This window comes from Wolbachia endosymbiont of Aedes albopictus, from assembly GCF_024804185.1.
In the GTDB taxonomy this organism is placed as follows: Bacteria; Pseudomonadota; Alphaproteobacteria; order Rickettsiales; family Anaplasmataceae; genus Wolbachia; species Wolbachia pipientis_B.
This window is the reverse complement of the sequence record NZ_CP101657.1, coordinates 81424-94261: the sequence shown is the minus strand read 5'-3', so window position 1 is coordinate 94261 and position 12838 is coordinate 81424. Positions and strand designations below refer to the sequence as shown.

At 34.4% G+C, this 12838-nt stretch carries 10 protein-coding genes and 1 pseudogene; 2 read left to right on the top strand and 9 right to left on the bottom strand.

The features are described 5' to 3' along the window. The first annotated feature begins 2 nt into the window (after positions 1 to 2). Positions 3 to 1196, top strand: a complete 1194-nt coding sequence (locus NHG98_RS00420) for a KAP family P-loop NTPase fold protein (protein ID WP_096641522.1) — start codon at positions 3 to 5, stop codon at positions 1194 to 1196. A gap of 154 nt (positions 1197 to 1350) precedes the next feature. On the opposite strand, the gene NHG98_RS00415 is transcribed toward NHG98_RS00420, so the two are convergent. Together NHG98_RS00415 and NHG98_RS00410 are read right to left on the bottom strand one after the other, a co-directional pair. Beyond that, the gene (locus NHG98_RS00415) at positions 1351 to 2346 is read right to left on the bottom strand and encodes a hypothetical protein (RefSeq protein WP_259245425.1); all 996 of its coding nucleotides are present in this window, start codon (positions 2344 to 2346) and stop codon (positions 1351 to 1353) included. A 60-nt stretch (positions 2347 to 2406) separates the two neighbouring features. After that, positions 2407 to 3741 carry a pyruvate dehydrogenase complex dihydrolipoamide acetyltransferase gene (locus NHG98_RS00410; RefSeq protein ID WP_096641524.1) on the bottom strand — a complete coding sequence of 445 codons (1335 nt, stop codon included), beginning with the start codon at positions 3739 to 3741 and terminating at the stop codon, positions 2407 to 2409. 70 nt (positions 3742 to 3811) lie between these two features. Here NHG98_RS00410 and NHG98_RS00405 point away from each other — a divergent pair, with 70 nt between their 5' ends. Then, entirely contained in the window at positions 3812 to 4303 is a 492-nt protein-coding gene (locus NHG98_RS00405; protein WP_096641521.1) for an SH3 domain-containing protein, read from the top strand. On the opposite strand, the gene NHG98_RS00400 is transcribed toward NHG98_RS00405, so the two are convergent. The 7 genes and pseudogenes from NHG98_RS00400 to NHG98_RS00370 form a co-directional block, all read right to left on the bottom strand. Next, the gene (locus tag NHG98_RS00400) at positions 4300 to 4542 is read right to left on the bottom strand and encodes a hypothetical protein (RefSeq protein ID WP_259245424.1); all 243 of its coding nucleotides are present in this window, start codon (positions 4540 to 4542) and stop codon (positions 4300 to 4302) included. The genes NHG98_RS00405 and NHG98_RS00400 overlap by 4 nt on opposite strands. After that, positions 4529 to 4846 carry a WBM0748 family T4SS-associated protein gene (locus NHG98_RS00395; RefSeq protein ID WP_259245423.1) on the bottom strand — a complete coding sequence of 106 codons (318 nt, stop codon included), beginning with the start codon at positions 4844 to 4846 and terminating at the stop codon, positions 4529 to 4531. Before NHG98_RS00395 ends, NHG98_RS00400 begins: the two co-directional genes overlap by 14 nt. A gap of 53 nt (positions 4847 to 4899) precedes the next feature. Beyond that, a pseudogene (locus tag NHG98_RS00390) lies at positions 4900 to 7755 on the bottom strand (hypothetical protein). Beyond that, positions 7736 to 10090: a VirB4 family type IV secretion/conjugal transfer ATPase gene (locus NHG98_RS00385; RefSeq protein ID WP_096617729.1), complete on the bottom strand. Its 2355-nt coding sequence runs from the start codon at positions 10088 to 10090 to the stop codon at positions 7736 to 7738. Before NHG98_RS00385 ends, NHG98_RS00390 begins: the two are co-directional and overlap by 20 nt. A gap of 44 nt (positions 10091 to 10134) precedes the next feature. Continuing rightward, entirely contained in the window at positions 10135 to 10506 is a 372-nt protein-coding gene (locus tag NHG98_RS00380) for a hypothetical protein (protein ID WP_096617731.1), read from the bottom strand. Between the two features lie 100 nt (positions 10507 to 10606). Next, positions 10607 to 11614, bottom strand: coding sequence for a hypothetical protein (locus NHG98_RS00375; protein WP_259245421.1), 1008 nt, complete (start codon positions 11612 to 11614; stop codon positions 10607 to 10609). Positions 11615 to 11783: 169 nt separating this feature from the next. Then, the gene (locus NHG98_RS00370) at positions 11784 to 12836 is read right to left on the bottom strand and encodes an NAD(P)H-dependent flavin oxidoreductase (protein WP_096617733.1); all 1053 of its coding nucleotides are present in this window, start codon (positions 12834 to 12836) and stop codon (positions 11784 to 11786) included. Between the last annotated feature and the right edge of the window lie 2 nt (positions 12837 to 12838).

Here is a 12838-nt window from a genome sequence, read left to right as displayed (position 1 = left end):
ACATGTGCTTAAAAAAACTTATATCGCTAGTAACATTCAAAAAGAAAGGAATAGCGCCACCACTTAAAGTGGTGGCTTGGGAAAATGACCGTCTAAACTATAAGCAATTTTCAGGTAAATTCAACACTATAATTAAAACAATTGATCAGTCTTTTACAATAATATCTTTAGAAGGATATGATGGATGGGGTAAGACGTTTTTTCTGAAAAAGTGGGTAAAAGAGTTAAAACAGCAAAATGAAATTGCAGCTTATTATAGCGCATGGGATATCAATGCACTGGATCAACCACTTCCTTCTTTTTTAAATTTTCTATTTGAAGATTTATTTGCATCGTATGAAGTAAAAAGAAGCGTTATACAACAGTTCAAGAACATAAACCAAGAACTATTTTCTCTAAACACACTAGGAAAGCTGATCAGTAAATCTCCACTTGCTATGCTTTCCGTATTGCTTGACGCTACAAAAGAGGCTGATAGGAAAGATATTGGTTCTGTACTGAGAGAGTTGAATACTCTTCAAAGAAGAGAAGAAAACATTAAGGATTTTAAAACACAATTGGCAAAGGTAGTTAATAGAATTAGAAAAGACAAAAACATTTATATAATGGTGGATAATCTTGATGTGTGCCGCCCTAAATTCGTTGTCGATTTTTTGGAATCTATAAAGTATATGCTTGATGTGGAGGGGCTGGTTTTCATTATTTCTGTAAGTAAAGATAAGAGTAATGTACAAAGAGCAATCAGCACAATACTTGGACCAAATTTTGACCTAAAATCTTTTACTGACTTCTCTTTACATTTGCCAAAACAACCGATAGAAAAATTTACAAAAGAACTATTTGAAAATATTAAATTACCGAAAAAATCAAAAAGTTTAATTATAGATAGTTTTATATTTTATGCAGAAAGCTTCTCGTTATCATTAAAAGCAATACAATACTGTGTAAAGAAAATTAAGCTATGTTATGTAAAAGAAGAATTACTTGATCCGAATTTATTTACATTTTTAGTAATATTACAGTCAGTAGATGCTGATTTGTATGAGGAATTATATTCATCACATGAGAAAGCACTGGAGAAGATTGAGAGTCTAAATAGTCAAAAAGAATGGGAAAAGCTTAAAATTTCTCTCGAGGCTATCTTTAAAAAGAAAGATTCAGAAAGTATAAAACAAATAAAGAACATTTTGTTTTAAAACCCCTGCCTTTGATGTTTAGTGTATGAATATTGTCACCTGCAGGTAATTTTAGTAATGGATGATGTCATCCCAGTGTCAAGCACTGGGATGACATCTTTCTTGGTCTCTTGTATCATAATGTTCGTACAGTTGTGCCCTTAATGCAGAAATTTTAACCGCGGAATTTATTTGCTAATTCCTTCACATTAACTTTAGATAAATCTGATAAAGGCTCTTGCTGTTCATATGAAGCATCAGGTCTGATATCTCTTTTATCATTACCTTTAGTAATAGAGCACGTTGCCGTATCAGCCTTTACATGCTTAATACTTGGATCCGATTGAAATCCATGCTTTCTCTCCATTTTTGCTTCAAGTTTACTACTATCATGTGTAACCTTACACCTTTCTAGATTGTGATTACGTTTGTCAGGAGCTACGTATCCATCTATATCGCTGCATAAGAATGGACGAACTTTAAACCTATCTGGACTAACACCATCTTCAACACTTACGGAATTACTAGCTTCACGCATTCTATCCAAAGCTTCTCTTACTTTCTCTTTTGATGGTTTTGGAAACAGTGCTGGCTTGTATGCACATGCTGGTAGTTCTGGAAATGTGTCCCCATCAGATAAGGATTGACTTTGAACTTCCTTGCCATCTGATTGCTTAGAAGAAAAACCAAGATTTTCTCTTTCTGTCTTGCTTAGTGTTTTGAGAAATTTTACAGTCTCTAGTTCATCTTCTCTTTTATTCTGCTCAAATGTGTCATCAACATTTTCGTACACTGGCATAGTTTCCATCAGTGCCTTAAAAGGGTTTGACTTTTTCGCTTCTCTTTCCTTTTGCATCATGTATTCAGAACGAGTAGGAGTTGGAGTAATATGGTACTCTGGATTCACTTTCTTCTTTTTTGCAACGCTAAGCTTTGGAGCAACAGAATTAGCTTCCTTTCTTGCATTTAACTCATTAAGTCCGTCCCCAACGTTATTTTTTCTTGCTGTAGTGTGAATAACACCTGGAAGTTTTACTTCATACTTAAATTTCTTACCAATAGAGTCTATTGACTCATTGGACGAAGAATCTGTTAGAAGTCCGTTGTTTGAAAATTTTAATTTTGCATCATCAAAAGATATATTGCGTTTTTCTATTTTTATATTAGTCATATTTTTACCTCTAAATCTATCAACTAATAAAAGTATAAACTAAGGGGTATTAATTTTATACTAACAATACTCAAGAAACATCGCCACAGGATTCTCTATATAACGCTTAAAGGCATTTAAAAATTTTGCTCCGAGTGCCCCATCAACTGCTCTATGGTCAACAGAAAGTGTTACTGTCATTATTTCTGCTATCTCTATTTTCTCATTCATAACAATTGGTTGTTTTTTGGATGCACCAACTGCCATAATGCAAGATTGCGGTGGGTTGATTATAGCACTGAAAGCTTTTATACCAAACATCCCTAAATTGGAAATAGTAAACCCACCTCCTTGAAATTCTTCTGGCCTTAATTTTCCAGATCTTGCTCTGCTTACTAAATCTTTCACTTCTTTTGATATAGATAAAATACCCTTTTTATCAGCATTTTTGACTATAGGAGTAATTAGCCCATCTTCAAGTGCCACAGCGATTGAAATGTCTGCATTCGAGTATTTAAGTATTTTATTATCTATCCACGAAGAATTTATATCAGGAAATTTTTTCATGCTAAAAGCCACAGCTTTTATAATTAAGTCATTAATTGTTACTTTATTGTTTTCATCTGCTGAGTTAATCTCATTTTTGAGCGATATTAACTTATCAACCTGGCAGTCTACAGTCAAATAAAAATGTGGAACATTCTGTTTGGATTCAGTCAGGCGCTGTGCTATCACTTGGCGCATGTTGCTTACTTCAACTATGGTATCTTTCTCAGGACTTTCAGTGCGTATACCACTGTCTAAAAACTCCAACACATCAGCCTTAATTATGCGACCGTATGGACCTGTACCTTTTAATTGCTGCACATTAACCCCTTCATTTTGAGCTATTTTCTTAGCTAATGGGCTTATTTTTATTATACCTTCTGTTCCTTCCTCTTTTCTAGATCCCAGTGTCACGCACTGGGATGACATTGAGGAGTTCGATGACATTGGAGAGTTGGATGATATTGAGGAGTTCGATGACACTGAAAAATTGGACGATGTTGAGGAGTTGGATGACATTGAGGAATTGGATGGCACTGAGGGATTGGTTTCAACTTCTTTCTTAGCTTCAATATTGGTAGCAGAAGTTGAAACATAGTTACCGAGTGCACTTTCATCTTCTCCTTCTTCCAGCATTAAAGCTATCGGTTGATTTACAGGCACGCCACTTGTTCCTTCTGTTACTAAAATTTTTGCTAAAACTCCTTCATCTACAGATTCAAACTCCATTATGGCTTTATCAGTCTCTATCTCAGCAATTACGTCGCCTACTTCAACTTTGTCTTGTTCTTTTTTATGCCACTTGACAATTTTTCCTCCAGTTTTGCTCATTGTCGGTGAAAGAGCAGGCATTAATATTTCTATAGGCATTGATTTTTCATTTAAAGATCTATTCAATTTTTAATTTACTCTTTATCTTATGTCAATCTAATCGTGAATTATGATGAATAAGTCTGTTACATTATCCCTCATGTCATCCCAGTGCGTGACACTGGGATCTTGGTTCAGTACTATTATCCTATTGTTTTTATTATTTAGCCATAGCTTGTTTGCTAATACCTTTGTTTCAACCAAATCAAATAAAATCAACATGAGAACGGGGCCAGGGTTTCACTATCCTGTAAAATGGATATACACTTGCAAAAATCTGCCCCTGAAAGTGATAGAAGAGTTTGAGAGTTGGAAAAAGGTCTGCGATATAGATGAAGACTGTGGATGGATAAAAGGCAATCTGCTTAGTGATAAGCGCTACGCGATTTTAAAAGAAGATACTTATGGATATCAAAAACAGAGTGTAGACAGCAAGATTACTATGAAAATAGACAAGTTTGCTGTAATAGAAATAAAAAAATGCAGTGAAAAATGGTGTTTTCTGTCCTCATCGAAACGCAAAGCATGGGTACAAAAAAAACATATATATGGGGTTGATTAGGTTGATAAAGGATCTGGATTAACACTAGTTTCCGGACCTTCTGTAGCAGGTGAAGCAGAGGATGCACTGACTTCTTCATGCTCTGGAGAATTACTCTCCTGTAAAGGGCTATCATAGAAACTCCTTAACATCTCCTCAGCGGATGAGTTTAAAATTTGTACAATAGACTTTTCACTTTGTTCTCTTAGCGATTGATCCATCCTAGAAATCAACTTAAGAAACTCACTACCTAGCTTCACTTTTTATTTTACTTTCTATGCTTGCAATATTACCTTGATCAATTTCTTCTTTTGTTATGTTGAATGAATTTGCAACATCTTGATATCCAATCTTGCAATTTCCACAACCAATTATGCAAAAAGCAATAGAATTAGATATTTCACTTGCAGCCCACTTGTGTATAGTGTAAGCCAAATAATTGTCATGGTATTTAATGCTAAATTGTTGTTCTATTGACTCAGAAATTTTATTCTTTAGAGACCCCTCCTTACATTCGTTATACCTTTTTGTTAAGATACAGCAATTACACCATTTACTACACACTTTACTTTAATTAATTGTTAAAACAAGAGCATCATTTCCAGAGCTATATATTTTTACCTTAACAATTCTTTTTTGACTTCCTCTTCAATTATCCCACTTATATTCACGTTAAGGTCCCCTACCCAAAAATCAGTCATAGTTTCAAGATCTTATTGATCCTCTATTACTTTTTTAATAGCAGCATTTATTTCTTCTTCGTCAAATTCCTTCATAATAGGTCTAATCTTCACATACCCTGGAGAGCCTTTACCGTAAATTCCTTTCTGCATATGTCTTGGGGAGTTTTTATCATGAATTTCTTTGTTTTTATCAATGCAACCACCTGCACCAGGTTTATTGCTTCTCAAACCACTTTTACACTCTATTATTTCATACTTGATTTTACCATTTTCTATATATGCTATTTGATTGTCTTGTGTAGGCCCCAATTTATCTACTTTTACAATTTTATCTTCTGGCTTTAGATCTCGCTCATGAATTACTGTTTCCTTATAATCCACATTACCATACATTTTATACTTACCTCCACCTGCAATAGTGATTAAATCCTTGCACATTCGTTTGTCTAAACGACACTTTTTTATAAAAATAGGACCCCCATCCTTATCTGTGAGGTGAGTTTCCCGGTTACCTCCTCCCTCTGTGACTTGCACCTTAATTATAGGATAATCAGGATCAATTTTCAGTTTAGCTTTAATATAATCTCCTGGCATTCCTAGCCTACTTTCCGTAGAAAGAGCTTCATCAGCTATATGACCTGCTTCACCACTTCCCCACGCTTCTATTTCAACACGATCAAACATTACTGATAAGTTATCTGTATAAACATCTTTACTTTCAGGATCATAGGATTTTTCGCTCTTTTTTTCCAGTTCTTGTTTCTTACTTTCAAGTTGTTTCTTAATTATCTCTTTTACTTTCTCTTTTAAACCTTCCAAGTCAAACATACACAATTTATCAGCGTAAAAAACCTCTGTTCTATCTGCTTTAATCGGTTGATCTTTTAATTGTATACACTTTTGTACTTCATTTTTTTCATCTCTTAATACTTTACCATCCTTGTGTTTACAATCCACTTCCTCGTGCTCTAAGTAAAATGGACTATTATCTTCTTTATCTAAATATTGCTCTACATCCGTCAATTTGTATACTACTTTCAGTCCTTTACTAGATTTAAATGCGTCGTCTATCTCATCATTTCTTGTTACACAGTAACTGCATTTTCCCTTTTCCTGCTTATCTTCATCAGAGAAGAAAACATACCCTTGCTTATTAAATATTATTTTATCCAACTGATCTTGAGGTCTTTTCAAAAGGTCAACTATTTCCTTGCTTGGAAGATAATAGAACTGATTTGATTCCTTGGAGTAAACAGTATTGTATTTAATATATTTTGTTCCCATTAATTTTAGTGGTACTATCTTACCTTCTCTTTCAAGAACAAACTCCTCTGGTTCTGGCTGCCATCCAGAAAGACAGAGCATTTTACTGTTGGAATTTCCTTTATACTTTACTTCTATTTCTGGTTGTTCTAAGTTGTTCAATTTGCACTTATTCCCCTGAAATTCTTTACATCCTGTTTCAATATCAGGAACATAGCCATATTCTTTCAGAACTTTAAATTGTTGCGGATTACTTTCTAATATACCTTCTATAATATTATCAATATAACTTTTTGTGTTATTACTATCAGTCGTTTTTGCTACTATTGCTGGTTTTACTACTTTTAAAGATAGGGGGCCAAGATTTACAGGATGGTTGGTAACATTAAAAGTACAGGAACTATTGCTGTAGACTCCATGTGCTCTATAAGTACAAGTGCTCTCGCTCATCTTCATTCTTATTTTTAACGTGTCACTCTGCTTTCCAGACGCGTTACTTTGTACTATTTCTACTACTTCAGGCTCTGGAGCAGGTGGTGCTGGGAAACAGCGAATAAACTGCAGACTCTTTTCATCTATACCTTGAGTTCCATGGTATTTAGCACAGAGCTTATCTTTTTCTCTATAAGTTTTGAAGTAGTACATGATGCCATTTTTGTCTAAAATAGAGCGCCACTCAGCTTTATTTTCTCCATAACCTTTAGGGAAATCTAATTCTTTTCCAATTTTTCCGTCTTCTTCTATTAGATCACCAGCTATTACCTTAACTTTAGGGTTGAAGTAATCATTATCTTTATCTGTTATAGGAACAATTCTAACTTGTGGAAGCGACATTGCAAGTTGCTCGCAAAGTGGAGGCGGGCCAGGTGCAAGTGGTACAGGAGCACATTTTATCTTTTGCTTTCCTTTACTCCATGAACAAGTGTCGCAAACGTTTTCCATATCCCCTGGACGGAAAATATTTGCTCCTGAAAGAATTCTAGACAGACCTCCAGAAAAAGCATCCATACAAGCCCCTTTTTGACTGCAAGCGCATATCTTAGGAGAATTAGCAAATTTTTTTTTCTCTTCATCAGTAACATCTTCTGCCCACTCCCACTCAAGACTATCTGCTATTTTTGCATTAACAGATGTTTTATCTCCTTCCCAATCAATAAACACTGCAGCAGAAACACCCCCGCCTGTACTTTGCGTTCCATATATTTGACGGCAGGATGTTCCACTGGATAATATATAACAGTTGTCGTTCCCTTCATAATCGCAGACCTTAATCTTTGGGTCGAAATAACCTTCTGGTCCCTGATTATTTACTGCTGTAACTTTAATAAATTGCAATAATTTTTCATCAAAATCTAGATTGCTCCAATTGAAGCTAAAAAAATTCTTCAAGCCTTTTCCAGTTTTGTTAGCTGCAGCTTCAATTTCAGTATTACTTTTTACAAATATTGGACAATCAGCATATCCTTGATACGAAAGACCAAGTATCAAAAAGAACATCAATAAGAAATTAAGCTTTACATTTTTCATAAAACACCGGTAACCACTGATTAACTTCTTCTCCTTTTTCCTTTATTGCCTCGTACATATACTTTATCGTCTCTTTGTTAGCTGAAAGTACATGTATTTCTTGCATATTCTTTAAATCTAAATTTAAAGTTACTAATCCTTTATACTGTTTTATCAAAAATAAACCTTCCTGTGTTGGCGTCTGCAGAATTATATTCAGCTCCTTTTTTGATAAAGAAAATGCCTTCATGTATAATCTATTTGCATTGACGTTCGGCATCAAGATTCTTGTATCAACATGTTTATCTAAATATTGAGTAAATTTGCTAGCAAATGCGAGATTTAAATTTTCAGTACTTAGGATTACCACAACATTTAGTTCCGTCATTCTTTGCATCCAGTTATCAAACTCTTTCTCTGTAGGAAAGATATTACTTATCTCCCATGCTTCATCCAAAACAAGTATTGCAGGCGAGCCATCACATTTTGCCTCAAAAGAATATAAAAAATAGTAAAGTATCACGGACATACATTCTTTTCGTTTTGTGAGGTTTGCGGTGTTGAGAGATATAATTTTTGTTTCCCAGTCAATATCTGATTCATTATCATCTTGAAATAAGTAAGCAAACTCACCACCGTCACACCATCTACTTATTTTACCCCCGAGGAGCAAAAGCACCTCAGAAATTTGCGCAATAGAACGTGACTCCTTGGGTATAGCAAATATAGAATCCACAATTTTTCTTATCTTTTCTTCTACGTCCACCAAGCTCGTATCGGCTACCATTCTTTTGATCAGTTCAATCAGCATATTGCGACTGGAAGCACTATCTTCAATGTTTAGTGGATTAAATTTTAGGCTTTTGTCCTTATACTTCGGATCGATTATATAATATTTACCACTCACTGCTTTAGTAAAAATTATCGACTTTCCAGTGTTATCCAATATGACAATTCTTGGGTTAAACTTTCTTGATTCTGATAATAGGAAATTAATGAGTGAAGTTCTGCCTGAATTTGGAGCTCCAAGTATCGTAGTATGGCCATTATTTCTTTTTCCATGGAAATTAAAGAAGTAAGGATTTCCTTCTTTTGAGAAAAAAACTGTTACCGCTTCTTTCCACCTTCCTCCTTTTAATGTACCTGACGTAAAATCATGCAGCATAGCAAAACTGCAAGCATATTTTGCTAATATATTTTTCGGTTGTGTAATAAAAGTAAAATTGCCTGGAAGTTGTGCCCAAAAATGACTTTCCATATGTAGATCAGTTCTAAAGGTCATGAAGCCAATCAATGACATTATAGAGGATAAATCACCAATACTTTCAGCTAACTTATTCCTATCGTCTGCAAATATTGTAAAAATAATTTTCTGTTGGCAGAAGTCTATACTAGAGGTCTTTTCAAGCTCCATTATTTCTTCAATTCCTGAATTTTTAAGTAAGGTATTATCCTCACTAATTTGCAGCATGTTAATTTGTTTATTAAATTCTTTTACTGCCTTACTATTACTAGTAAATATCATTATTTCTGTAATGATAAATTCAGATTCAAGCTGCAAGCACCTATCTATATTGCCTAAGGAGATTTCTCGGTATTCCTTTATGCTGAAAACAGAGCCAAATTTCTGTTGATTTTCAAAGATTGTCTGAAACGTATTGAAACCAAAAGCTATTTTAAAATTTCTAATATATTGCGACAGATCCCTTTCATGTATTGGATAATCTTTGTGCGTTAATGTAACAATATAGTGGAGAAATTCTATCATTTCAGAATATATTTTACCTTCACTAAATCTTAGACCCAGTTTTTTAGCTCCAAAAGGTCCTAAATCATCGTGAATTAAGTCAGTTATCTTTTGCAACTCCTGGTGACTTTCTTGTAAAGACAGCTTATGCTTATTCTTTATTCTACTAAAAAAAAATGAATTATTGGTATGCTTACCAAAATCGCTAAACAATATTACAATATATAATTCATTTATATACTGTAATTTACTATCAGTGAGTTTATCAAACCGCGCTGAATGTAGCTTATCAGAGAAGTCTTCAGTTTTATTCCATTTTAAGCTTAATTTATTGCGCTTTCGGACAGTATTAATCCAAACGGTAAAATATAGGCTATTAATATTTTTTGATATGCTTTTTCTAATTTCAGTTCTAAGGTCGCTGTAGTTATCAACAGAAGAATAATCTTCTAACTTGATTATTTTTAACAACTCTCCCTGTTTTGTTAGTATAGTTTCTTCATTGTAATGACAAACATAGGGAATGAAATCTAAATCAATGCTCTCTAGTAATGCTAAGTTGTTCTTTTTTTCAAACTTAGAGTTAATTGCTGGTACTTTTAGCTGCATATGCGTATTCAATAAAGATAATTAAAAAAGATAAAAATACTATCTTAATTTTTATCTTTTTTTTCGCTATCGGATTGTAATTTTATATCTTTTACAAAATTAAATTTCTCTTTTAAGTAGTCTGTTGCTTTTTCTGTACTACCAAACATCATGATCAGTACACCAAACATTATCATAAAAAAGATTAGACCTCTGAACACTACTGCAAATATCACCGCAGCTATACACAACCCTATGATTGTTGAAGGACTCATATTTTCTACAGTATCTTTAATTGAAAATGAAGAAATAAAATCTTTTACCGTTTCTTGTACATCCTTTAATTCATCACTCACCGAAGCTTCGCTAGAATATGATGCAAAAATGAAACTTAATAAGGCTATAAAAACCAAAACTTTATTCAATTGAATGCGCATCAACTAAACACCTTTTAAACATTCCTCAAGTATAACAACTTTTATATAATAGGCAAGAACTGAATTCACTTATCCACTACAAGTAACACATATTTAATTTTTACAATGCTGTAAGCTCTTTATCATCAACAGGACGACTCAAATTGGTGGATGTTAATTCACTTGAAGGGGTTAAACACCATGTAGTTATTGCCTCTATAGCAAATACTGCTCCTATGACACACAATATTCCTGATTTTGCTATTGCTGCTGCAACAAGACATCCCACTGCTAGAAGAGCACAACCTGCTGCAAGTGCAACGTGAAGATTTCTATCATTGGATTGTTTTTCAAGTGGAGTATCTTCACCCTTTTTCTTATTCAAAGGAAATTTCTGCACGATTGTAATGGCGTTTTTTCTGTCCCTTTTTTCTTCGGGTTGCATTGAATCTTTTGCCTGGCTGCCTGTCATCTGAGTAGTTTGACTATTTGGATCCATACTTTCTTTTTCTCTGGATCCCAGTGTCACGCACTGGGATGACACCTGTGGCTCTTCTTCTGCAGTCTGCTCTGGTTGCATTTGATTCCCAGTATCTTCTTTTTGTGGATCGTTATTTTCTCCAGCAGAGCTTAATATTGAGCTCATACTGCTCTTTCTACTACTTACTGGTGATCTTGAATTTTCTTCACTCTTTCTAGGTGATTCTATTCCACTATCTGAACCATTATCATTACTGAGTTTAGAAGTTTCTACACTAAAGCTACTGTTTTGACTGTTTCTACGATCGTTTTGATTTTGAATAGTACTACTAGAATGATCTTTATCGCTCCTTCTGTTAGTAATATCCAAAATTATTCCTACTATTTTCCCTCTTATTGTTTGTGGTCTTTGTGATTGTTCTCTTTCATTGTTAAATACTGTAGGTACAGCTAGTTCTTCTGATTTTATTACTTCATCTTTCAATGCAGGAAGAAAGTTTTCGATATAATACTTATAATGTTTTTGATATTCCTCTTGTTTTTCTGGTGATTTTTCTAATTCAGTTAATACCTCAGGACTAGCTCCTTCCTTGAACAACTCTATGCATTTTTTGATAGTTCCATCTCCATTTTTTTTTTGGGCTTCCATGATTATGTGTTTTTTTTGTTACCTTTTTGTATATAGTGTCGCGCAATTGTTGGTCAATATCTTTTTTAGAACTTGGCATAGACTCCTCCATACAAATAAAATGTATAGATACCTCTTTAGCGTTAATTTTACATTAAAGCTGGGCAATTATGCCCTATAATGGGCTCTTTCAGAGATAATTATGATTTGCTTGATGGTTAACTATTTGCTTTGCTGCTTCTACAGATTTGCTTTTGATATAATTGTTCGCTTGTTGAACTAACATGTCTATCACTTCTTTCACAGGCTTTTCCTTATCAACCATGCCAACACTTTGACCGGCCATTAGAGATCCTGTTTCAACATCTCCATCAATTACTGCTCTTCTTAAAGCTCCAGCCCAGAATTTTTCTATTTCAAGCTGCCCATCTTCTTTTGAGATCTGGCCCTTTTGGTATTCATCAATAACTTTTTTTTGATGCTTCATAAAATCATCACTCGCTTTGTTGGCTATGGCTCTTACAGGAATTACAGGAAAATCAGCACTTATCTGCATAGAAGACACTGCATTACGCGCAGCTGATTTAATAAACACTTCCTTAAAATTTTTGTGGGCAATTGATTCATTGGTGCAGACAAATAATGTGCCTATTTGACAGCCACTTGCTCCCATTTCTAAGTAATTAACTATCATTTCACCTCTTCCTATTCCACCTGCAACAAACACTGGTACTTGTTCATTTTTAAAATGAGGCAATATCTCTTGTGCAAGAACAGAAGTGCTAACTGGCCCTATGTGCCCGCCTGCTTCCATTCCCTCTATTATTAACGCATCTACTCCCATTTTCACTAACCTTTTTGCAAGGCTTAATGCTGGTGCAAAGCACATAACTTTAATGCCCGCACCCTTGATTTTTTCTACATTAGGCTTTGTTGGCAGTCCACCGGCAAGCACTATATGGCTTACTTTCGTTTCAATACACACATTTATCAACTCACTCAACTTTGGGTGCATAGTAATTAGGTTTACACCAAATGGTTTGTTAGTTAATTTCTGTGTCTCTATGATTTCTTTTTTCAATAGGTCTGGAAACATTGCACCACATGCAATTACACCAAAACCACCAGCGTTTGAGATTGCTGAAACCAAGTTTCTCTCTGAAACCCAGCTCATAGCACCACCCATTATCGCAAACTCACTGCCAAGAAAATCTGTTCCTTTTTTCCAGAGGCTACTTAACATAT